The sequence below is a fragment of the Kitasatospora sp. NPDC059408 genome, from assembly GCF_042751525.1.
GTDB lineage: Bacteria > Actinomycetota > Actinomycetes > Streptomycetales > Streptomycetaceae > Kitasatospora.
Map to the genome: position 1 here is coordinate 116,311 of NZ_JBHYWI010000018.1, position 23,052 is coordinate 139,362.

At 70.1% G+C, this 23,052-nt stretch carries 15 protein-coding genes and 2 pseudogenes; 7 read left to right on the top strand and 10 right to left on the bottom strand.

Annotated features, from left to right (window positions below; translation table 11 throughout):
- The first annotated feature begins 191 nt into the window (after nucleotides 1–191).
- Both ACFXDE_RS14805 and ACFXDE_RS14810 read left to right on the top strand, forming a co-directional pair.
- Nucleotides 192–7,031 carry a DddA-like double-stranded DNA deaminase toxin gene (locus ACFXDE_RS14805; RefSeq protein ID WP_380494232.1) on the top strand — a complete coding sequence of 2,280 codons (6,840 nt, stop codon included), beginning with the start codon at nucleotides 192–194 and terminating at the stop codon, nucleotides 7,029–7,031.
- 17 nt (nucleotides 7,032–7,048) lie between these two features.
- Entirely contained in the window at nucleotides 7,049–7,540 is a 492-nt protein-coding gene (locus tag ACFXDE_RS14810) for an Imm1 family immunity protein (RefSeq protein WP_380494234.1), read from the top strand.
- An 88-nt stretch (nucleotides 7,541–7,628) separates the two neighbouring features.
- On the opposite strand, the gene ACFXDE_RS14815 is transcribed toward ACFXDE_RS14810, so the two are convergent.
- The 6 genes and pseudogenes from ACFXDE_RS14815 to ACFXDE_RS14840 form a co-directional block, all read right to left on the bottom strand.
- Entirely contained in the window at nucleotides 7,629–8,960 is a 1,332-nt protein-coding gene (locus ACFXDE_RS14815; protein WP_380494236.1) for a tyrosine-type recombinase/integrase, read from the bottom strand.
- Complete coding sequence (locus ACFXDE_RS14820) at nucleotides 8,960–9,169, bottom strand: helix-turn-helix domain-containing protein (protein WP_380494238.1); 210 nt, start codon at nucleotides 9,167–9,169, stop codon at nucleotides 8,960–8,962. Before ACFXDE_RS14820 ends, ACFXDE_RS14815 begins: the two co-directional genes overlap by 1 nt.
- Nucleotides 9,169–10,613: pseudogene (locus tag ACFXDE_RS14825) on the bottom strand (replication initiator). Before ACFXDE_RS14825 ends, ACFXDE_RS14820 begins: the two are co-directional and overlap by 1 nt.
- A 141-nt stretch (nucleotides 10,614–10,754) precedes the next feature.
- Complete coding sequence (locus tag ACFXDE_RS14830) at nucleotides 10,755–11,483, bottom strand: DUF2637 domain-containing protein (RefSeq protein ID WP_380494241.1); 729 nt, start codon at nucleotides 11,481–11,483, stop codon at nucleotides 10,755–10,757.
- A gap of 41 nt (nucleotides 11,484–11,524) precedes the next feature.
- Nucleotides 11,525–12,934: a cell division protein FtsK gene (locus ACFXDE_RS14835; RefSeq protein WP_380494243.1), complete on the bottom strand. Its 1,410-nt coding sequence runs from the start codon at nucleotides 12,932–12,934 to the stop codon at nucleotides 11,525–11,527.
- Nucleotides 12,935–13,030: 96 nt separating this feature from the next.
- The gene (locus ACFXDE_RS14840; protein WP_380494245.1) at nucleotides 13,031–13,369 is read right to left on the bottom strand and encodes a hypothetical protein; all 339 of its coding nucleotides are present in this window, start codon (nucleotides 13,367–13,369) and stop codon (nucleotides 13,031–13,033) included.
- A gap of 169 nt (nucleotides 13,370–13,538) precedes the next feature.
- Between ACFXDE_RS14840 and ACFXDE_RS14845 the strand changes: the two genes are divergently transcribed.
- The 3 genes from ACFXDE_RS14845 to ACFXDE_RS14855 all read left to right on the top strand — a co-directional run bounded on the left by ACFXDE_RS14845 (nucleotide 13,539) and on the right by ACFXDE_RS14855 (nucleotide 17,642).
- A complete protein-coding gene (locus ACFXDE_RS14845; RefSeq protein ID WP_380494247.1) occupies nucleotides 13,539–14,177 on the top strand; it encodes a GntR family transcriptional regulator in 639 nt (212 codons plus the stop codon).
- A 708-nt stretch (nucleotides 14,178–14,885) separates the two neighbouring features.
- Complete coding sequence (locus tag ACFXDE_RS14850) at nucleotides 14,886–16,133, top strand: helix-turn-helix domain-containing protein (RefSeq protein WP_380494249.1); 1,248 nt, start codon at nucleotides 14,886–14,888, stop codon at nucleotides 16,131–16,133.
- Nucleotides 16,134–16,496: 363 nt separating this feature from the next.
- A complete protein-coding gene (locus ACFXDE_RS14855) occupies nucleotides 16,497–17,642 on the top strand; it encodes a response regulator transcription factor (RefSeq protein WP_380494251.1) in 1,146 nt (381 codons plus the stop codon).
- A gap of 22 nt (nucleotides 17,643–17,664) precedes the next feature.
- Here the strand turns inward: ACFXDE_RS14855 and ACFXDE_RS14860 are convergent, their stop codons facing one another.
- The 4 genes from ACFXDE_RS14860 to ACFXDE_RS14875 form a co-directional block, all read right to left on the bottom strand.
- A complete protein-coding gene (locus ACFXDE_RS14860) occupies nucleotides 17,665–18,948 on the bottom strand; it encodes an MAB_1171c family putative transporter (protein WP_380494253.1) in 1,284 nt (427 codons plus the stop codon).
- The gene (locus ACFXDE_RS14865; protein ID WP_380494255.1) at nucleotides 18,941–19,378 is read right to left on the bottom strand and encodes an ImmA/IrrE family metallo-endopeptidase; all 438 of its coding nucleotides are present in this window, start codon (nucleotides 19,376–19,378) and stop codon (nucleotides 18,941–18,943) included. The genes ACFXDE_RS14860 and ACFXDE_RS14865 overlap by 8 nt, the downstream gene beginning before the upstream one ends.
- Before the next feature lie 192 nt (nucleotides 19,379–19,570).
- Nucleotides 19,571–19,999, bottom strand: coding sequence for an XRE family transcriptional regulator (locus tag ACFXDE_RS14870; protein WP_380436237.1), 429 nt, complete (start codon nucleotides 19,997–19,999; stop codon nucleotides 19,571–19,573).
- A 200-nt stretch (nucleotides 20,000–20,199) separates the two neighbouring features.
- On the bottom strand, nucleotides 20,200–20,382 hold the full coding sequence (locus tag ACFXDE_RS14875) for a hypothetical protein (RefSeq protein ID WP_380494257.1): 183 nt from the start codon (nucleotides 20,380–20,382) through the stop codon (nucleotides 20,200–20,202).
- 248 nt (nucleotides 20,383–20,630) lie between these two features.
- On the opposite strand from ACFXDE_RS14875, the gene ACFXDE_RS14880 reads away from it, so the two are divergent.
- Together ACFXDE_RS14880 and ACFXDE_RS14885 are read left to right on the top strand one after the other, a co-directional pair.
- Complete coding sequence (locus ACFXDE_RS14880; RefSeq protein ID WP_380494259.1) at nucleotides 20,631–22,769, top strand: restriction endonuclease; 2,139 nt, start codon at nucleotides 20,631–20,633, stop codon at nucleotides 22,767–22,769.
- Between the two features lie 184 nt (nucleotides 22,770–22,953).
- A pseudogene (locus tag ACFXDE_RS14885) lies at nucleotides 22,954–23,052 on the top strand (ABC transporter ATP-binding protein); the annotation flags it as partial.

The window sequence follows — 23,052 nt, forward strand, 5'->3', positions numbered from 1 at the left end:
AAGCCGACGCGGCCAAGGTCAGGATCGGCCTGGACCTGAGCGGAGTGGGGTTCGGCGGGGACTACAAGAACCGTGCGCGACTGGTCGCTCTACCCGCTTGTGCACTGACCACACCGGACTCCACAGGCTGCCTCACCCGTACGCCGGTTGCGTCGCATTACGACCAGCAGACCGATCGTCTGCTGGCCGATGTGGACCTCCCCGCTACCACATCGCCGACGAGCTCGCGCCAGCGAGCACTGGCGAAGTCGTCCGACCTCGGTTCCATGGGCGCGGCGGCGCCGGTCGTCCTGGCTCTGGACGGCACGCCGTCCAGCGGGACGGGCACCTTCAGTGCCACCTCGCTCGGGCCCAGCCAGGCCTGGTCCGCCGGAAGCTCGTCGGGATCGTTCAGCTACGGCTACCCGATCCAGTCCCCGCCCACCTTGGGCGGCGCAGTGCCGTCCCTCGCCCTCGGGTACGACTCGGCCTCGGTGGACGGCAAGACGGCCTCCACCAACTCCCAAGCCTCCTGGATCGGCGACGGCTGGGACCTGAGCTCCGGCTTCGTCGAGCGCTCCTACAAGTCGTGCGACAAGGCCGGCATCCCCGGTTCGGCGGACCAGTGCTGGGGCGGCGCGAACCTGACGCTCTCCCTCGGCGGCCACTCCGGAGAGCTCGTCCCTCATGACGCCTCCTGCGTCGCGGGCAACCCCGCCGACGAGCAGTCCAAGTGCACCTGGCGCCTCAAGAACGACGACGGCACGAAGATCGAGTACCTCACCGGTGCCGCCAACGGCACGTGGAACGGCTCCTACCTGAGGGTCACCGACTCCTCCGGCACGGTCTACTACTTCGGCCTCAACCAGCTTCCCGCCGCCGACGGCACCCCGAGCAAGACCGGGCCCGAGAGTAAGTCCGCCTGGACGGTGCCGGTCTACTCCCCCAACCCCGGCGACCCGTGCTACGACGGCTCCAAGGGCAAGGACTCGTGGTGCCAGACGGCATGGCGCTGGAACCTCGACTACATCGTCGACGTCCACGGCAACCTCACCACCTACACCTACTCGCCCGAGACAAACTGGTACGCCCGCGGCGGCGGCCAGAACGGCGCCGCCGCCGTGAACACCGCGTACACGCGCGCCGGCACCCTCACCTCGATCAGCTACGGCCAGCTGCTGTCCGACCAGCTCACCGTCGGCGGCACCTACCAGCCCGCCTCCAGGATCGACTTCCAGCCCGGTGAGCGGTGCACGTCGACCTCCTGCGACCCGTCGCAGCAGTCTTCCCACCCCGAGTACTGGCCGGACGCCCCGCTAGACAAGCAGTGCCTCGACCAGGGCCGCTGCTCCAACTACGGCCCGAGCTTCTGGTCGACGAAGTGGCTCAACAGCATCACTACCTCGATCCGGTCCGGCGGAGCCTATCGCCAGGTCGACCGCTACGTTCTGACGCACGCCTTCAAGGACCCGAACAACGCAGCCCAGCAGGACCCGGCGAATCCCACGAAGCCGACCGAGAACGCCCCGGTCGCCTGGCTCCAGTCGGTCAAGCGGTTCGGTGAGGACAACTTCAACGGCCAGACCGAGAAGGACCTGCCCGAGGTCACATTCGCCGGCCTGATGATGCCGAACCGGGTCGACGGCCTGGTCCCGGCGCGCGCCCACTACAACCGTCCGCGGCTCGTGGGCATCACCACCGAGACCGGCGGCTCCATCCTGGTGGACTACACCCGGGACTCGTGCTCACGGGTGTCGGGCCGGATGCCGGCCTCGCCCGACAGCAACACGATGAGCTGCTACAACGTCAAGTGGTTCGACAGCGGAGTGCAGAAGACGGTCGACGACTGGTTCCTGCGCTACCCGGTCAAGTCGGTCACCGTCGACCCCAACGCCGCGCTCATCAGCGGTTCGGTGCCCAAGACGACCACCTACACCTACGGTCCCGCGGCGTGGCACCGCAACGACGGCGCGTTCACCGACAACGACTACCGCACCTGGGACCAGTTCCGCGGGTACGCGAGCGTCACCGTGGTGACCGGATCCGGCAAGGACGGCCCGCAGTCCAAGACGTCCACCAGCTACTACCAGGGCATGGACGGCGACTACAAGGCGGACAACAACCCGCGGTCGGCGTCCGTGTCCGGGCCTACGAGTGGAAGCCGACCGGACACGGACTGGCTGTCGGGCCGGGTGCTGGAGACCGACACCTACGCGGACGCGAGCGCCACCTCGCCTGCCGCGGTCGCGGTGAACACGTACGAGAGTCCGAAGGACACCACCGCGACTCACACGCGGACCGGACTGCCCGACCTGGTCGCACGGTACGCCATCGTCAAGACCACCGGCGTCAGCACGGCGGCGACCACGACGGGCACCCGCACGATCTCGACGGTCACCACGAGCGACCCGTCGAACGGCAACCGCGTCCTCACCTCCCTCAGCACCGCAGACGGCACCCCGGACCAATGCACCCGGACCTCGTACGCCACCGGCGCGAACGCACAGATGGCCGCCCTCGTGTCGGAGGTCCTGACAATCTCCGGCAGCAACGCCTGCGGCGCGGCGCCGACGGCGGCCAACACCATCTCCGACAAGCGCACCCTCTACGACGGCCTGGCCTTCGGTACCGCAGGAGCCAAGGCCGAGGTCACCGGCGCCCAGGTCCTCGACAGCTACGACGCCTCGGGCACACCCACGTACGTCACCGTCGGCACCAACACCTACGACGCCTACGGCCGCACCGCCACCGTCACCGACCCGACCGTGACCGACAGCGCCAACCCGAACGGTGCCGTGGTCACCACCGCGTACAGCTCCGCCAACCCCGGCGAGCTGCCCAATCGCACCGTTACCAGCACCGCGGCACCCGCCGGAGCACCCGACGCAGGTGCCCGGCGCGAGACCACGGTCACCCTGGACCCCGCACGCTCGCTGCCCGTCACCACCACAGACCCCAACGCCCGCACGCTCACCCAGGCCTACGACGCGCTCGGGCGCCTCAAGGCCATCTGGATTCCGGGCCGTGACACGGCCGCAGGCGCCAACGTCACGTACGACTACGCCGTGAACGGGCTTACGGCGCCCTCCACGATCACCACCAACTCACTGTGGCCGAACGGCCACGACTACGGCACGTCGACCCAGATCCTCGACGGTCTGGGCAGGGTGGTGCAGACCCAGAGCCCGCCAGCGATCTCGGCCTACCAAGGCCGGATGGTCACGGACTCGTTCTACGACTCCCAGGGACGGGTCAACTCCACCTACGCCGGCTACTACGACGACACCAACCGACCCGGCACCAACCGCTGGATCCCGGACGCCGCGAAGGTCCCGAACAGGACCACGGTCCAGTTCGACGGCGTCGGCCGACCCGTCAGCAGCCAGTTCATCGCACTCGGCCAGCTCCAGACCACCACGACCACGTCCTACCCGGGAGCCGACCGCGTCGACGTGACGCCCCCGGCAGGCGCCACCGCGACCAGCACCGTCACCGACGCCCGCGGTCGCACCGCGCAGCTGTGGCAGTACCGGACACCGACGGCGACCGGCAACCCGGCGGACGCGGACGTCACCACCTACACCTACACACCGGCCGGCCAGGCCGCCACCCGCGTCGATGCCGCGGGCAACACCTGGAGCTACGCGTACGACCAGCGCGGGCGGCAGGTCCGGGCCGATGACCCCGACACCGGTGTCTCCACTCGCACCTACGACAGCGCGGGCCGGCTCGCCACCACCACGGACGCGCGGAACCAGACCCTGGCGATCACCTACGACCTGCTCGGCCGCAAGACGGGCACCTACAACGGGACGGTGAGCCCGGCCAACCAGCTCACCGGCTACTCCTACGACACCCTCCTCAAGGGCCAGGCTTCCAGCTCGACCCGGTACGTGGGCGGCGCCGGCGGAACCACGTACACCAAGGCGATCACCGAATACGACGTCGGCTACCGGCCGACCAAGAGCACCGTATCCGTCCCCGGGAGCGAGATCGGCAAGACCGGGCAGACCACGTTCGAATACACCGCCGCCTACAACCCCGTCACCGGCTCGATGGTCAACGAAGGACGTGCCGCGGCAGGCGACCTCGCCCAGGAGTCGATCAACTACAACTACGAGGCCAACGGCCTCCTCAGCGACATGGGCGGCGCGGGCATCACCTACCTCCGCCAGGCGGACTGGGACGCCTACGGTCGCAACATCCGCTCCACCATGAATCCGTGGGGCACCCAGATCGTCGCGACCAACACCTATGACGAACCGACCGGACGCCTGCTGACCCAGTACGTCGACAAGCAGACTGCCACCACCGGCACCGTCCAGAACACCACCTACACCTACAACCCGGCCGGCAAGGTCACCGCAATCAGGGCCATCCCCGACAACACCCCAGCCGCCACCGACCTGCAGTGCTTCACATACGACTACCTCGGCCGCGTCACCACGGCGTGGAGCGACACCGGGCGGCTCAACCAGCCGACTCCCTCGCTCGCTGGCCAGGGAGCCTGCGCCAACGCCACGCCCACCAGCGGGGCGGTCGCGCCGGCCAAGACCACCGTCGGCGGAAGCACGGCGTACTGGCAGGACTACGGCTACGACCTGGCCGGCAACCGCACACGGATGGTCAGCCACAGCCTGGCGGGCGACACGTCGAAGGACGTGACGGTCGACCAGTCCTTCCCCGCGCCTGGCACGCGCAACACGCCGACCACAGCAGCCGGGACGGGCGGCGGCACCGGTGGCCCGCACGCACTGGCGACCAGCAGGTCCACGTTCGCCGGCGGCTCCTACAACCAGGGCACCGACCAGTACGACGCGGCCGGCAACACCACCCAGATCAGCAACCCCGGCAGCAACAAGACCCTCGGTGCCGGTTTCACCCTCAACTCTGGTGAGTCCGTGCGCTCCAACAGCGTGCAGCTCGCCATGCAGGGTGACGGGAACCTGGTGCTCAGCTCCCTGCGCACCGGGCAGGTGGTCTGGTCCAGCAACACCCAGAACCACCCGGGCGCGTGGGCAACCATGCAGGACGACGGCAACTTCGTGGTCTACGACGCCCAGCGCACCCTGCTCTGGTCCTCGCAGACCGTGGCCGGCGCCGGAAGCGGCTACTTCGCCGTCGTCCAGGACGACGGCAAGTTCAGCGTCTACGCGCCGAACTGGCAGGAAAAGTGGTCGAGCTCCACCTGGAACGCGACCGACGCCGCGAACGGCGCGACGCTGACCTGGGACATCGAGGGCAAGCTCGCCTCCCTCACCCAGGGCGGACAGACCACGAGCTACGTCTACGACGCCGACGGCAACCAGCTCGTACGCCGCAACCCCGGAAAGACCACCGTCAACCTCGGCGGCGGCGACGAGCTCACCTACGACACCAACAGCCAGACCAGCACCGGCACCCGGTACTACACGATCCCCGGAGGCATCACCCTGGTCCGCCAGGGCCCGACCAAACTCACCTACCAGTTCTCCGACACCCACGGCAGCAACACGCTGTCCATCGACTCCGCCACCACCGCCGAAACCCGCCGCTCCTTCGACCCGTTCGGCGCGGCCCGCGGAGCCGGTTCCCTGTCCACCCCGTGGTCCGGCGACAAGGGCTTCGTCAACGGCCTCAAGGACGACACCACCGGCTTCACCAACCTCGGCGCCCGCCAGTACCAGCCCAGCACCGGCCGCTTCCTGAACCCGGATCCGCTCTTGGACGCCGGCGATCCGCTCCAGTGGAACGCCTACGCCTACAGCAACAACGACCCGGTCAACCGCTCCGACCCCAACGGCCTCAAGTCCGAGGAATGCGGCACCCTGTACAACTGCCACGGCGGCACCATCACGTTCAACAACACCGCCGAGACCGGAAACTACTTCGGCCCTGTCGAGCAGCGCCGGTACTACCAGACGATCAAGGACGACACTCAGAGCGTCGAGAACCAGTGGGTCACTTCCCAGATATCCAAAAACACGAAAACGCCGTGGATCAGGCCCACCCTCGGAAACACGGCGTCGAAGTCCTGGCAGGTCACCAAAGAAGTAACGGGGCTGGATAAGGTCCAGGACTGCGCGAATCACCCGACAACGGATGGCTGCGTAGAAGCCGTAGCATCTATCGCGGCCCTGGTCACTGGTGTCAAGTTCGAAAGTCTCGTCGCCAAGGGAATCTTCAGGGACCTCACGGACGGGGCGCGAATCCCTTGCAACAACAGCTTCCCCCCGGACACCCGGGTCCTGATGGCCGACGGAAGCACCAAGGCCATCGGCGACATCGAGCCCGACGACACCGTCATGGCGGCCGATCCTCAAACCGGTAAGACCTCACCCGAACCCGTGACCGCCAAAATCGTCACCCCCGACGACACCAGGTTCACAGAACTGACCCTTTCCACCTCCACCAGCAAGACGACTCCGGAAACAACCGCGACTCTGACCTCTACCGCCCACCACCCGTACTGGGATGAAACAACCAAGACCTGGACGGACGCCCAAGACCTGCAAGTCGGTCACCAGCTCTACTCTCCTGACCACGGCCCGGTCGTTCTCCTCGCAACCCGGACCTACACGACGGCACCGCAAACCGCAGAAAACCTGACCGTCGCGAACCTCCACACGTACTATGTCCTCGCGGGTACCACGCCGGTCCTGGTTCACAACTGTGATACCGAGTTTGCTGGCAATGCAATGAGTGGCCTTCCGAGCAAGGTCACGAGCGGGCGAATATTCGATGCTGGCGGGAATGAGATTTCCACTGGAATTAGTAGCGGTTCGGATGGCACGACGGCGGCTATCGATGATTTCCTCAAGGGATCTCCAAATATTTCGAACCCGCGCGTCGGGCCACACCCGGCAGCCACTCACGTTGAGACGAAGTATGCCTGGTGGATGAGGCAAAATGGAGTGACTGATGCAGACGTGGTCATCAACAATCCCAAGGGGGTGTGCCCGTTTCCCTTCGGGTGCCAGGCTGCGGTTCCAGCGATCCTTCCGCGCGGATCAACGATGCGGGTATGGTATCCGGGGGCGACGGAGCCCCAGGTGCTGGAAGGTTTGGGATAGCCTTGATTCTTAATGCCATGATTCACCGCAAGTGGCACTATGCCGAGACGTGGCCTGAGATGTCGGCGCTGATCACAGAGGTGATGGAGAATCTGGAAGCGGAGAGCAGTGCGCCGTACTGGAGCCCCGGCGACGATGCGTGCTTCATGTTCTCTGATAGGCGTCACGTTGATGGCCCCGATATGCCAGACAACTTTCTCCGCATTTCCGTAAATTCCTCTACGGGTTTCGGGGCGCTCATCTGGTTTGTCAGCGAAAGTCATCCTGCGCAGGGTGGCATCTTCGATCACGTCTGGGTTTCGGATAATCCGAACCCCCCAGGATTCGATCCCCGTGTTGTCTCCGACCCGGGCGAGCCGATGTTTCACGATCCAAGGAGTGCCCTCCCGGTCTCTGAGGTCCGCGCGGCCGTAGAAGAATTCTGTCGCGTGGGTACGGGGGATCGGCCCGAGTGCATTCAATGGGTGCACGGTTACGCGAATGGGCATCGCCTCGGAGACGAGTCGTAGCGAGCCCGGCAAGTGATAATCGCGGCCCCACCGGACGTAGCTCCGGTGGGGCCGTTGGGCTGTCTGACGGCAGTAGTTGACGGCAACGTCAGCGGACGGGTGCTGCACAAAGCGGCGGGTCGTCGCTGTCGTCGGGGTTGGTGACCGTCTCGGAAAGCTTGCCGAGGGTGCGGCCGAGGAGGTCGATGGCGTCGCGCTGGAGGCGGAGTCGGACGTGGGCGTACACCGTCGCGGTCACTCCGATGTGCGCAGGGCCCAGCAACTCCTTGATGACGACGAGTTCGACGCCCTGTTCCAGGAGGAGGGTCGCGGTCGAATGCCGCAGGTCGTGGAACCGGATCGCCCGCAGGCTGGAGCGGCGAAGCAGCGCGTTGAAGTGCCTCGTGAGGGTGGCGGGTTCGATCGGGTGGCCGTCCAGGCGGGTGAAGACGAGGCCGCTGTCCACCCACTCAGCGCCGGCCTGCTGCTTCTCGCAGGCCTGCCGGTCACGGTGTGCGCGCAGCGAGGCGACGCACGCGGCCGGGAGGGCGATGCGACGTTCCGAGCTGATCGTCTTGGTCGGCAAGGTGGTGAGGCCGCCGGTGCGGGTGCGTTGGAGGGTGCGGCGGATGCTGGCGGTGCCGGCGTCGAGGTCGAGGTCTTCCCAGCGCAGGCCGAGGAGTTCGCCCTTGCGGAGCCCGGTGCGAAGGGCGAGTTCGAACAGGGCATGGAGGCGGTGACCCTGCGCGGCTGCGAGGAAGTGCTGGGCCTCGTCGGAAGTGAGGGGGTTGAAGCGGCGGGGTCGGGGTGTGCCGGTGCGGACGTTGCGGGCGACGTTGCGCGGGATCTCTTCCTCGCGGACGGCGTGCTCCAGTGCGGATTTCAGGACGGAGTGGATGTAGGCGAGGGTCAGCGGGGAGAGGTACTTGCGGCAGCACTTCCCGATGGCGCAGCAGCGGGGGCGGCGGCCGGCCTGGGCGTTGGGCTTGCGGCGGGCGTCGATGCCGCGTGCGCAGCACTGGCAGACGGTCCGCAGCCCGTTCAGCCAGGTGCGCACGTCCTTCGCGGCGAGCTTGGCGAGCTTCTTCTTACCCAGGCCGGGGATGAGGTACTGGTTGACGCAGGCGGTGTAGCGGGTGTGGGTGGTCTCCCGGAGCTGGTGGATGGCGACGTTCTCCAGCCAGTACGTGAGATAGGCGGCGACGCTGCCCTGGGCGGAAACGACCGGGACGCCGCGGTTGCTGGTGGCGATCTTCTCGGTGAGCTTGGCGAGGGCTTCCTTGCGGGTGATGCCGTAGACGCGGACGCGCTTGCGGGTGTCGCCGGGGGCGAGGACGTAGCCGGCGGCTTCCCAGCGGCCGTCCTTGCGCTGGTAGACGGTGCCGTCGCCGTTGGCGCGGCTACGGCGCGAGGGGGCGGGGGTGTCGCGGGGTGTGGTCATCAGGCGGCGTCCTGTTCGAGTCGGGTGCGGATGAAGTCGGTGAGTGCGTGGATGGGGATGCGGCGGGCGCGGCCGAGGGTGATGGAGGCGAGCTGCCGGGTGCGGAGCAGGTCGTAGACGGCGGAGCGGCCGAGCTGGAGGCGGGCCATGACCTGGGGGACCGTCAGCAGGTCCCCGGCCGTGCTCGGACCCGTGAGCAGTGGGGTCATCAGAAGCCGCCCTCTGCGGTGAACTGCCGTTCCAGTTCTCTGCGGTGCCACACAGCGGCGGCGAGGAGTTCCCCGCCGGGGCTGTAGCCCGAGCCGTGGCAGGCCCAGTGGCCGATGACGAGAGTCGTGCTCGGGTCGAGGTCGGGCAGGCCGGCGTGTGTACGGGCCTGTTCGGTGCGCCAGGTGCGGCGTCGTCGCGCAGCGCGCCGAGGGTGACCGAGTAGCAGCGGGACTTGGTGGAGAAGTGGCCCCGGAAGCCGAGCATGTGCGCCCACTTCCAGAGCTTGAGGTCCGCGAACTCCGGGCGCTTGCCGAGTTCCCAGCAGGTGCGGATCATCTGCCGCACGTGGCGTTCGACGGCGAGGCGGGGCAGCGGTCGGGCGTGTCCGGTGCCGCCGCAGGCGGTGCACGTGACCGGGGTTCCGTGGCCGGTCAGGGTCATGCCGCGTCCCTGGCAGGGGCGGCAGAACAGGGCGCGGTCGAGGGCGCCGGATGAGTCGGCGGACTTGGTGGCGTACTTGGCCACGTAGGCGGCGACCGCGTGATCGGTGAGTTCGGCGTCGGTGCCGAAGGCGGCGATCTCGCGAACGTCGAGCTATTCGCCCCAGGTGAGTTCGCGTTCCCCGACCGCGTCCGAGACGACGCTGATCGAGACGCGGGCGGCGGCGGCCCGGATGGCGTCGGCGAGCAGGGTCACGGTGGCGGACGGGGGCGGGGGCTGGGTGCTTCCGTCCGGGCCGTCGAGGCGGATGACGGCGTGGAAGTGGACCAGGCCGCGCTTCTGGTACTCGGCGACCTTGGCGAAGGAGACGCGCAGCACTGCGCGGGCCGCCTTCTGGGTCAGGCCGAGCCGGGCGGCGATCTCGCGGCGCAGGTAGATGGTGAAGCGCGCCCACAAGGCTCCGGCGTGGGCGTTGAACAGCACCGCGCCCGGGTAGTCGTAGGTCTTCGGGTCCAGCGGGGTGCCGAGCAGCGCGTCTGCGGGTTCGTGGAGCTTGCCGCAGCGGCAGGGCCGGAGGGCGCCGCCCGTGTCGGTGGGGCGGTTGTGGACGGGGCCGAAGGATGGCGCGGTGAGTGTGGTGAACACGCGGGGGTGGGTGCGGACGGTGTCCGGTACGTTCTAGCCGCCGGTCAGGCCCGCCCGGATCAGTTGGAAGGTGTCGGCGGCGTAGACGCGGGAGCAGGCCGGGCAGCGTGAGGCGCGGCGGTTGCCGCAGGTCGTCAGCAGGCTGCCGGTTGGCTCGTCGGCGGTGGTGTAGGAGCGCAGTACCTCGCCGGTGGCTGGGTCGATGGTGGTGGTCTGGCCGAGCAGGCGCACGGGTTCGGTGCAGCCGCCGAGGCGGTTGATCTGCTGGTGCGCGTGGTCGAAGTCGGGCAGGTTGACCAGGTGGATCAGGTCCCGCACGGCGGGGCTTGCCACGTGGCGCAGGTCCAGCGCAACCATGTCGGGGCGTGTCCCTTCTGTCGGGTGGGGTGGCCCCGAGCAGCAACCAGCCAGTCAGGAAGCCGTGTTGGTGCTGCTCGGGGCATAGGAAGCCGAGCCCGGTCGGGCGGGGTCGGTCAGGTGGGGAAGAGGCCAGCAGGCTCAGGCGGAGAGCTGAGCGTGTGCGGCGGTGGCCAGCGGCAGCGTGACGCCCAGGCGGGCCTTCAGCTGGCCGGGCGTGATGTGCTCGCCCTGTTCGGCGTGGTGCGTCTCGGCGATGCGCCGGGCAGCGGTCAGCAGGGCCTCGGGGACGGCCGGGAGCGTGGCGGACGCGGTCGTCTTGGCCGGCACGGGAACAGGCTCAGGGGCAGGCGCCGGCCCGGAGGGCGATGCGAGGACGGGCTCCGGTACGGGGGCGAGCGAGACGAGCGTGGCCGGCAGGTGTTCCATGGTCGGAACCGGGACCGGGGCCTCTGCCGGGTTCGGGGCGGTCAGGGCGTGGAAGTGGCGGAGGAACTGCAGGCCGACCTGGCCCCAGCCGAGCAGCAGTAGCGGCGCGACCGCATCGACGGCGGCACGGCCGTAGTGCCCGGCTGCCAGGGGTTCGGCGACGTTCAGGGCCAGGGTCAGCAGGCCGCACAGGTGCATCAACCGCGTCGCGGCCGTCAGCTCCTCCTGCGGGACACCGCGCAGGGACAGCAGGCGCAGACCGACGAGGAGCCCGATCACGGACAGGTCAACCATGGGGGCGATCAGCGGAGCGACCGGGTGGGGCACCCCGAGACGCAGGGCCAGTGCCCAGACGTTGCCGAAGGAGAACACGAACGCCAGCAGGGCGATGACCGCCATGACCACGGTCACGGTACGCTGTGTGAGGCGATCCTCGGCCATCAGGCCAACTCTTCTCCCTTGATAGCGAGTTGTATTGGTCGTCAGGCCGCTTCGGTCATCAGGGTGTCGGCGTCGTCGTCCATGAAGGCGGGCTTCCAGTCGATCGGGCCCGGGTAGACGTCGAGGTACGCGGCCGGGTCTTCGGTCAGGTGGGCAGTGTCGTCGGCGATCCGGGCCGCGTCGCCGTCGGACACGTACGGGGTACGCACGCGGGTGAAGCCTGGACGGCCCTGCACTCCCATGGAGGCCACCCCGACGTAGGCCGGGTCCTGGAGGTTGACCGGGTTCGCGTCCGGCCAGTTGCGAATGTCGTCCCCGAGCGCGGCCACGGAGGCTTCCGCCGTCTTCTGTGCGAAGGACAGCCCCAGCGGGCACACGTCCCGGATGAACGTCGGGATCGCGTCGCCGGTCGCTTTCTGGGTGGCCAGGATGACCATGATGCCGACGCTGCGGCCCTTCTTCACCAGGTCCTCGACCAGTCGGGCGTTCTCCGCCGACAGGGCAGCCAGCTTCTTCGTCTCGGCGTCGTTGCCCTTGTACTCGCGGAAGTAGGTGTGCGCCTCGTCAATGATCAGGATCGTCAGCGGCCAGATGCGGGACGGCCCGATGTGCCACATGTTCTTCACGCCCAGCACGGCGCGGATGGACGAGGACCGGCCCCGCCGCAGCTTCACCATGCGCTTGAACAGCGCGTTGGCTTCCGCCAGGTCGTCACCCGCGAAGGCGAACAGGCGGGGTGTCAGATCGGCATAGTCCCCTTCGTGGGCGGTGGAGGCCTTGCCGTCCGCCACGGCGAACTGCACCGCGTCGGAGGGGGCCAAGTCGCAGATGAGCTTGTTGATCAGCGACGTCTTGCCGAAGCCGGGCAGGCCGGCCACCGTCACACCAGGAACGTTCGCCAGCGGCAGGCTGACGTCGTCGGCGTACTCGTCCAGCCCGAGCCCCCACGTGTCCAGGCTCCCCGGCACCGTTCCCGTGGGGACGTGCTCGGTCGGCGTGATGAGCGGGTCCAGGCGCACGGCCCGGATCACCACCCGCCCGGGACCGTCCGGCAGCACGGACACCCGCGTGCAGCGCCAGGCGTCGGCGAGGAAGCGCGCCGAGCGCTGGAACTCCTCCAGCCCCACCCTGGGTAGGCACTTGGCCCGCACCACCACGCCGAAACGGTCCGGCTTCACCTTGATACGCGGAACCAGGACCCGGGGCTTGGGCACCTCGCCCTCGCGGCTGACCAGCTCGGCCAGGAACGTCGGGGTCTTGTCGGTCACCGACAGGCCCGCCATCTTGGCCAGCCGCTCCCACCCGAACCGGATGCGCATGCCCTGCCGGATGCTCGCCCGGGTCTCACGGTCCACCCGCAGGTAGCGGACCAGGCCGACCACGGCCCACAGGGCCGCCAGGGCGAGCACCGCCCCGATCAGGACCGGGGCGATCTCGTTCACGTCCTTCACTTCACGCCTTCCACGTCGTAGATGAACCCGAGGGCGAACCGGCTGCCGGTACCGGTTGAAGCGGCAGTCGGCAAGCCAATGCCCCTACAGAGAAGCTCACTTGACCGCCTCCAAGCTTCCCGCCCGGTAGGCGATGCCCTCCGAGAGCTGGCCGTTGAAGATCCGCGCCCACGGCGTGGCGAACAGGTCCACCGGGCGCACCATGACCCCCGGCTTCAGCCCCTCGGGAAGACCGGACTGGGGGACGGTGAGCTTCATGACCTCCGCGCGCCCCTCTTCCATGAGCATCACCGTGACCGTGAACAGGTGCTCGCCCGTCTCGCGATCGGTGGCAATTTCCCCGGTCTGCGGGTCCTTGATCTTCAGTGTCGCGTCGGTGCCCGTCATGCAGACGGCAGAGGGCAGCAGTCCGACGCGAATCCTGGTCATAGCCATGGCAGTTCCCTTGTTCAGGGGTCGCTTGTTCGACCTGCCAGAACCCTAGCCGCACAACTGAAACAAGCGCAACAAGCGATACACATGGAACAAACGTTGGTGTCGCTACAGCCGAGACGAGTCCCTGGCTCATGTGTCATCTGTGCTAGGCCCCGCTACCCTCAGAGGCATGACGCTGCCGTTTGAAGAGGACTCCCGGCCCCCGTATATGCAGGCCGCCGCTGCCCTGCGCCAGGAGATCCTCGAAGGCCGGCTGGCCCCTGGGGACAAGCTCCCGACGGCGCGCGAGCTTCAAGAGAAGTACGGACTCGCCAGCTCGACCATCCAGAGCGCCCTTCGGGTGCTCAAGAACGAAGGGCTGATCTACTCCGTCCAGAGCCGGGGCAGCTACGTCCGGCAGCGCTCAGGTTCAAAGACCAAGCCCGGCAAGGAAGTTCTCAAGAGAACATCGTTCATGACCGAAGCCATGGACGAGCTCATGCACACCTTGGGATTCAGCCAGGAGTTCATTCACGCCGGGCGCCCGGAGCCCGCCTACCTCGTCCAGGGGCAGCCTGGCCCGACCTCCGAGAACCCCGCGGAGGCCGTCGAGGACAAGACGGCCCCCGACCAGACGACCGCCGAGCGGATCAAGGAACTGACCGAGGACGAGCTGACCCAGCAGGCTGTTGCCTTGATCGGCGAACTCCAACGCCTTGAGGAGATCTACCGGCAGGCCCAGGACACGGGCCGCCTGCTCGCAGAGGAGCTGTTGCATCGGCGGAAGGCTCGGGAGCATCGGGCCCAAGAGCTGGACACGCCTCAGTAAGGGCTCCCGCCACTGCCAGAACCTCCGGCATGCGCTCGCCCGACGAGCGGGAGAGCGCAGACATCCCGAGAAGGTGCCAGCCGCGCGCAGCAGCTCCAGGCGTGTTCGCGGTGGCGAGGAAAACTGGCAGAGCCGGTAGAGCCGGAGCTGTTCAGAGTTTCTTTACTGGATCAAGGCGGCCCGCTGTCGCGGGCCGCGCGCGCTCCGGCCTGGCGGGGCCGCCGCCCGCTCCTGTCTCCGCCCCGCTCAGCGGCGCCCCCACCTGTCCGGGCGCGCAACACCAGCGAGAGCGGCCGTGGTCAACAAGGCTCTACCTCAACCCTTGCCCTCCCTCCGAGGGACCAGGGGCTGAGCGCCGGTGCGGCACCGTCGTGGTGATGGTCGCGGTTCGCGGGTCGTGCTCCTCGCCGGCCGGTCCCCGGAGGCGTACCAGGAACCCCCGGGGGCCGCCAAGACCGAGCGCAGGCGTCACGTGGTGAGCCTTGGCGGCCCCCGGAGAACCCTGGTCCGGCGAAGCTGCCCGACCGACGAGGGACCCGTCCCGCTCAGGCCCGCAGCCTGCCGGAGGCTCCGGTGCCGCGCCGTTCCAGTCAACCGCGTGCCCGACGCCGCGTGTGGCGGTGGGTCACCGTCCCGGGTGGGTATCTGCCCAGAGAGCCTGGTCAGTTCGCCCATCAGGCGTACCGTGGCGCTGGAGGTGGTGAGCAGATGACGATGGAACTCGCGGACAACGTACGGAAGTACCGGCGTCGCGCCGGGATGAGCCAGGAGGAGCTTGCCCACGCGGCGGGCCTGTCCCCAGCAACCGTTCGGAAGGTTGAGCAAGGCGGAACGGTCCGCATGGAGACGCTTCACGCTCTGGCCCGCGCCCTGGGCATCCCCACGGCGGCGCTCGTCGCGTCCGATGCGCCGGAGCCGGTGGGACGGGCGGAGGAGCCGAACCGGCTCAACCTCATCCAGCTTCGCGCCGCGCTCACTCCGGCGGTGGGGCTGGTGGACCAGGACGCCCAGGCCGTGGGCGAGGAACCGAACCTGCGTGCCTACGCGCGAACGGTTCGAGACGCGCGGGTGCTGTACTTCTCCGACAGCTACAAGAGCGTTGCCGCCCAACTGCCCGGCCTGTTGCGGGATGCCGCGCGGGCCGTCGCCCACTACGACAGCGGGGAAGAGCACCGGCAAGCCCTGCTCGCCCGCGCCGAGGCGTTGCGCCTGGCCGGCACCTACCTCACGCAGGTGAGGCAGTACGACATCGCCTACACGGCCCTGCGCGGAGCCATCGCGGACGCGCGGGAGGGCGGGGACCTGCTCGCGGCCGGTTCCGGAGTCGGCTGCATGTGCTGGCTGCTGGTGCGGCAAGGCCGGCTGGAGGAGGCAGAGCGGATCGCCGCCCAGAGCATGGACGTGGTGGAGCCGAAGATCACCGGTGCCGCGCCCGACCACTACGCGGTGTGGGGCGGTCTGGCCATGGAGGCCGCAGCCGCGGCGGCACGCAACAACCGCCCGGACGAAGCCAAGGAGTACCGCAGGGCAGCGCGGGTGGCGGCAACCGCCGTCGGCACGGCGCACCGCAACGTCTCCCGGCACTGGTCCGTCTTCGGACCGGTGACCGCCGCCATCAAGGCACTCGAAGACTCCATGGTCGTCGGCGACGCCCGAGCGGTGGTGCGCAAGGCGGGCGAAGAGGTCGAGCTGTCACCGAAGGCGTGGAAGCGACTGGGCAGGCCCAGCACGAACGACGGGAACCGCTTCACCCTGGACATGGCCCGAGCCCACACCCGAACCGGAGACCTTTCGGCGGCCATGGACGAGCTGACCCGCGCTCGTGAAGCCGCCCCCGAGTGGCTGAGGCACCAGAACTCGGCGGCCGAGACCATGCAGGAGATCCTGAGCAAGCGCAAGCGCACCCTGACCAGCGACATGCGCGAGATGGCCGGCTACCTGGGCGTCGTCGGATAGCTACTACGTAGCGTGGCAGTTCGCGGGCCTTGTGTTGTGATCTGCCCTTCTGGGTCCGTGAATTGACGTGTAGTCAGGTCGTTACGGTCGCCGTGTCCTGTTCCAGCGACCGAGGCCGGAGATCCACTATGGGCATGCCGAGGAGCGATGCGGACCGTCTGCGTCGCAGGGAGTTGCACGAAGCGGCGTCGGGCATGGCGGGACCCCGCCTGCTGCCATGGACCACCGAGGACGGACGCCCCTGCTACCTGAGCACCGACGGCAAGGGCTACATCTCGACGCTCGCCGACGGCATCGAAACCGTGCAGCTCGGCATGGGCCAGGAGCTGCTGGAGTACGCCCGGGGACGGCCTGCCGGACACCGTGCTGGCCCGCAACCCCGAACTCCCCGCCGCGATCGGCTGGTCCGAGGTGTTCCTGGAGCGTTTCCCGGCCGCCTCCCGGCACTTCGGGCGGGGTCTGGCCGTCACCAGGGCCGGCGGCCCGCAGCAGATGCTGCCGCACCTGCTGCTGGGGCAGTGCGGCCTCGACACCCGGACCGGCCGGCTCGACCGGGCCGTCCGCTCGGCGCTGGAGGCCGAACGGCTGGCCCGCGCCGCCGGCGCCCACGACGTGGCCGGCCGCGCCATGGCGCTCCGGGCGACGGCACTCGCGTGGGCACAGGGCACGCAGCAGTCCGCTGCCGTCGTCGCGCTCGCCGAGGCGGGAACCCACGGCACCCGTCCCGGCGACAACTGGTGGGCGGGTTCCGGGGTCGGTGCGCTCGCCCAGGCACAACTCGTCACCGGTGACGCCCCCGCGGCGCTGCGGACCCTGCTGGAGGACGGCGGGGGCGACGGCCTGCCGTTGCTCCAGCCCACCCTGCTCCCCCAGTGGCTGGGCGTCCTGACCATGGCGGCCGTGCGCTGCGGAGACCGGACCGGCGCCGAACGCTGGGCCCGGCAGGCCGACTCGGCCGCCGACCGGCTGGGACTGCCCGGCCAGCGCATGCACGCCCGCCGGGCACGGGCCCTCGTCCACGCCTCCGGCCACGAGCACGACACCGCCGTCGTCCTGTTCGACCAGTCGGCGCAGGGCTTTCGGCGCGCGGGCCTGCCGATCCAGCAGATCTGGACCCTCGTGCTGGGCGCGGCCTCGACGGCGGCGGTCCACGGTCCTGCGGCTGCCACGGCCCAGCTGGACTCGGCCCTGCATCTGGCCCGTCACTACGGCGCCCTGCGGCTGTCCGAGGAAGCCCTGCGGGAGCAGGCGAAGCTGACGACCGGAACGACCCGGGCCCACCGTCCCGTGACGGACCGACGGCAGCCCCTGCGGCTGCTCACCGAGCGCGAGCGCGAGGTCGCCCGGCTGGTCGGCGCCGGCGTCACCAGCCGCCAGGTCGCCCACGAGCTCGTGCTGAGCACTCGCACCGTGGAGACGCACCTGCAACGGATCTACCGCAAGCTCGACGTACCGTCACGAGCCGCACTGGCCCGCCTGGTGGAGCGGGAGCTGCACAGCCCGGGGTAGGCCGGGCAGGGGCGGTCCGGCCTCATCCGCGGACGCTGTTCAGCTCGTCGCGCACCCGGCTGCGGACCCGGGCCACGGCCGGGGACGCGGTGAAGGCGTCCGCCACCTTGATCAGCCAGGCGACCTCCTCGTCGATGCCGACCTGCCCCTCGGACGGGACGTATCCGGCTGACGGTTCGGCGGGGTAACGGTGCCCGGCCCCGGCCGCCTCCAGGGCGGCGGCGATGCCGGCCGCCTCCACGGTCGCGGCGACCTCGTGGCGCCGACGAAGGCGCACTCCACCGGTGCTCGCGGTGCTCGCGGTGAACTCGGCGACCCACGACGGCACCTGCGGGTGCACGTACGGACGGAGCGCGAGCTGGCCGTCACGGATCTCGATGATGCGGCGGTAGAGCGCGAACTGCGCACCGTGCGGCGTGCGCCGCCCCGCCCGCGCGGTTTCCGGCAGCAGCTCCACCGCCGGCACCGTCGCCCGCAGCACCGACCACAACGGTTCCAGTCGGCGGTACTCGTACCGGGCGCGCAGCGGTCGCCACCACCTCGCCAGGTGGCCGCCCCAGGCGGGCGCGGTCGCTCCGGCCAGCATCAGGACGACGCAGACGAGTGCCGACACGGCGGACGCCGCGCTCTCGGCGCCGATCTCACCGCCGGTGGTCAGCAGGTCGACGACGTCGTTGACGTTGCCGGCGATCCAGAGCAGCCCGATCACGGTCCCGGATGCCATCAGCCGCAGTCCGGAGCGGAGCGCGCCCGGTGGCATGCGGCGGGCGGCCCGGCCGGTCAGCAGTCCGAAGACGGCCAGCCGCCAGACCAGGTGGGCCGTGAGCAGCCCGATGTAGGCGACCAGGAGGAACCGCCGCCGGCCGTGCGCGACGACGAGGGCGCCCACCTGGGTGGTGCCGGCGGCGACGTACGCGCCGACGCTCAGCAGGAAGGCCCCGGCCGTGATGGCCGCCTGGCGTCGGAGCCCGCCCCGGACACCGCCCCGGATGCCGTCCGGCGGCTGGATCGAGTAGGCCAGCATGGCCAGGAAGCCGACCGCGAGGAGTTCCAGCTCGTCGCTGACGAGCCGGAGGCAGCCGAATCCGAACCAGGACCACGGCCAGGACCCTAGGCCGCTCACCGCGGTGAACGTCGCCGGAGGCGTCGTCGCCAGCCCCAGCCCCAGGCACAGCCCGGAGGCGTACACGTAGCGGAGCGCCGGATCGGACCGCCGACCGCGGTCGGACAGGGCCTTGGCCGCCGTTCCGACGAGGGTGATCAGGCAGGCGAGGTAGTCGGCCACGTCGGCCAGCCGGTCACTCATGGTCTGCCGCACGGCTCCTCGGTGCCGGTCCGAACACGGAGCCCAGCCGGGTCACCCGGCCGTCGGAATCGCCGGTGTCCGCGGACCCGGTCCGGGCCCGGTGCCTGGCGCGCTGCAGGACGAGGGAGGCGATCAGTTCGGCCTCCTGCTCCTGACGGTCGGAGTAGGCCGAGCGGCCGAGCACGCGCCGGATCAGCTCGCCCGACAGATGGGGCATCAGCGCCTCGGAGGCGGCCGATCCGAGCGCGGTCGTGCCGGTGTGCCCGCAGAGCAGGTGGCCGACCTCGTGGAGCAGGATGTGCTGCTGGTGCAGCACGCTGGTGTCGGAGGGGTATCCGATGTAGTCGGCCCGGTCGGTGCTGGCCAGGATCCCGCACGGGCCCCTGCTCCTCCCCGGCAGCGGCACCAACTCGAGCGGCCTGCCCCGCATTCGCGCCAGTGTCTCGGCGAGGGCCGGCATCTCGAAGGGCTCCGGAAGGGGCAGCGCTTCCGCGATGTCCCGGCACTTCCGCCACAACTCCGCGTCCCTGTGGTCTGCCTGCCTCACGATTCCTCCCCCCGGGCTCGTCGACGGCGCGCCGACGAGAAGTGATCCTAGGCGCGGACGACGGTTCGGCTGGAATCAGCCGGCCCGCCCGGCGTTGGCCTCGCGTCTGGCGATCGCCTCGATCATGTCGCTGATCGTCCCGAGCCCGTCGGCGGACAGGGTCACCGCGCGCAGGGCCACGTCGCGCACACCGGAGTCGCGCAGGGCGCCGAGAAGCTCCAGCTCCTCGGCGATCCGCGCGCTCCGCTCGTCGTCGAAGAAGTAGACCGGGGACACCTGGAAGAAGGTCGCCAGCGCCTCCAGGTGACGCTTGGTCGGGTTGTCCCGCCGACCGGTGCGCAGCTGCCACAGGTACGTCGCCGAGAAGCTCTCACCGGTGGCCTCACGGCAGGCCCGGGCGACCTCGTCATTGCTGTACGGCTCGCGGTTGGGACGGCGAACCACCTGGAACAACCTGTCGATCCTGTCGGCGAGCGTCGACGTGCCGGGGTCGGGGCCGAGCACCGCGGACCTCCCTCACACCTCGCACCGTTCGCCCGGATGCACCGGGCCTCTCGTCGCGATCATCCTAGGTGACACAATCGGGGTGCGTGCCGGACGAAGGCCGACGCCCGCCCCGGCCTGCCGGGTTAGGGACCGACCGGCGCCTGGATGACGGAGCGTCAGCCATGGCCGGCCGGTGCCGCGGACTGATCGGCGGCCGCTCAGCCCTTGGAGTTCTCGCGGAGTCGATGGATCCCGATCAGCAGCATCATCGCCGCCGGCAGTCCGAACAGCACGGAGACCCAGTCGGGACCGATGGCGTGGAAGAACCGCGACGCGGCCCCGGACCTTCGGCCGCCGGCGCCGAGCTGGTCGTCCCAGTGGACCTCACCTCGGCGTTGCACCGAATTGATCCCGGAACGGTGCACTCGGGCACATCGGTAGAACTACGCAACCGGATACTGCGGTTCACCCTGCGGTCGGAACCTGGAGACCGGGACGTGCGGGCCCCGAGGAGGAACCGAGGATTCAACGCGCCCGCCCAGCAGCAGCGGACGCCTCCCCCCGCAGGTCGGGGTGCGTGGCTCGGTGGGGTGTTCACGTTCTATTGTGGCGGGCGCCGGTGGCGGTGCGTGGAGTGGAGGGGTGGACGGTGGCGGGGCGGCGGAACGACGGGGTGCTGGCGGTCTGGGCGGAGACGCAGCGGCAGCAGCAGCGCCGGGAGGAGGCCCGCTGGCGGGCGCAGGCGGCGGAGGAGCGGCGCCGGGAGCGCGAGTTGCGGGAGGCGCAGCGGGCGGCGGTGCGCGGCGAGCGGGAGGCGCAGCGCGCGTACCAGCAGTCGCGGGAGGCGGACGCGGCCCGCCGGACGGCCGAACTGGACGCCCGGGTCGAGGAGTTGCGCGGGTTGCTGGCGGCCGGGCTGCGGGAGCCGGAGTTCAGCCCGCAGGCGTTGCTGGCGCCGCGTCCGGTGCCGCCGTTCGAGCCGGGTGCGCTGGGTGAGCCGGTGCCGATGCCCGATCAGAACGCCTACCTGGTGCCGCCGCCGGATCCTGCGCAGTCCCGCAACGCGGGGGTGTGGCAGCGCTACGAGCAGTACGCGGCGCAGGCGCGCGCCCGGTTCGAGCAGGACTGGTACGCCGCGCAGGCGCAGGAGGCGGACCGGCAGCGGCGGCTGGCGGCCTGTCACCAGGAGTACCTGGAGCGGGTGGCCAGGCACCGCAGGGAGGACGAGGAGCGGACCGTCCGCACGGAGGAGCTGCTGCGCCGGCTGCGTGCGGGCGAGCCGGAGGCCGTCCAGGAGTACTTCACGGCCGGGCTGTACGCCTCCGCCGCGTGGCCGGAGGGCTTCCCGCACCGGCTGGTGGCGGCGTGGGAGGCGTCGTCGCGCCAGCTGGTGGTGAACTGGGAGCTGCCGGGCCCGGACGTGGTGCCGGCCGCGGTGCGGGTGCGGTACGTGAAGTCGGACGACCGCGAGGCCGAGGTGGCCCGTCCCGCGACGGAGCGCAAGGCGCTGTACCGGGAGGTGCTGGCGCAGACCTCGCTGCGGGTGGCGGCGGAGCTGTTCCGGGCGGACCGGGACGGGATGCTGGACTCGGTGGTGCTGAACGGTTTCGTCCGCGGCATCGACCCGGCGACCGGCCGGGAGTCGGAGCGCTTCCTGTCGACGCTGTCGGCCGCGCGGGCCGACTTCGCCGGGCTCGCGCTGGACCGGGTGGCGCCGGTGGAGTGCTTCCAGGGCCTCGGCGGCACGCTGTCGGCGCGCCCTGAGCGGCTGGACGAGGTGCGGCCGGACCGGCTGCCGGAGACGGTGGGCGGGAGCCTGGCCGGGCACGGCGGCGAGGACGACCCGGACCTGTTCGAGATGGACCCGATCGAGTTCGAGAACCTGATCGCGGAGCTGTTCCGGCTGCGCGGTTTCCGGGTGATGACGACGGCCCGCAGCGGCGACGTCGGGGTGGACGTGGTCGCCGAGGACCTCGATCCGGTGACCGGCGGCAAGATCGTGATCCAGGCGAAGCGCTACCGCTCGACCGTCTCCCCCACGGCCGTGCGCGACCTCGACTCCACCGTGCGCCACCACGGCGCGATCAAGGGCATCCTGGTGACGACCGCGGGCTTCGGCCCGGGCTCGTACGAGTACATCCGCAACAAGCCGCTGTCGCTGGTGAGCGGCCCCGAGCTGGTCGAGCTGCTGGCCGAGCAGGGCCTGCGCGGGCGGCTCGGCGGCGCCCCGCACGCCGTCGACGAGGCACCGGACGGGGACGGGCCGGCCGAGCGGCGCACCGGTGTCGAGGTGGTGTGGCGGAGCCGGACGGCCGGCGGGGACGCGGTCGAGCTGGACGTGACGGCGTTCGTGTGCGCGGGCGGCCGGGTGCTGAGCGACGAGCACTTCGTGTTCTTCAACAATCCGCAGGACCCGGACGGCGCGGTGCGCCTGCACCCGACCCGTTCGGTGCCGGGCGAGCCGTTGCGGGCCGCCCGGGTCACGCTGGACCCGGCCCGGCTGGGGCCCGCGGTGGAGGAGGTGGTGATCGCCGTCTCGACCGAGGAGGAGGAGCCGCCGGCGCTGCCCCTCGGGTACGTGCACGGGCTGGCGCTGACGGGCGCGTACGGGCAGGGCGTGGCCGGTCCCGAGCGGTGGACGGCCGACACCGGGGGCGTGCCGGACAGCGCGATGCTGGTCGGGGCGTTCCACCGCAACGGCGGGGGCTGGCGGTTCACGCCCTCGGGCGCGTCGGTGACCAACGGCCTTGCCGGGCTCGCGGGGGCGTTCGGCGTGGCGGTCGAGTAGCGGGGCTCCGCCGAGCGGTATCGGGGTCGAGCGTCATACCTGAGGAGGAGAGGGGCCCCCTCCGCTACGGCAGGAGGGCGGGGGTCACCCCTCCCCGGGACATACGAATCGCCTTCGAAGTCCTTGGAAGGATGGAACGTACCCGATCATCCGTTCCCGTCCCCTCCAGGAGTCCCCCGTGACGATGCCCGCAACCGCCGTCCGCACCGGCCGGGCGGCCGCCCGCGCCACCGGCCTGTACAAGGTCTACGGGGAGGGCGAGACCCGCGTCGTCGCCCTGGAC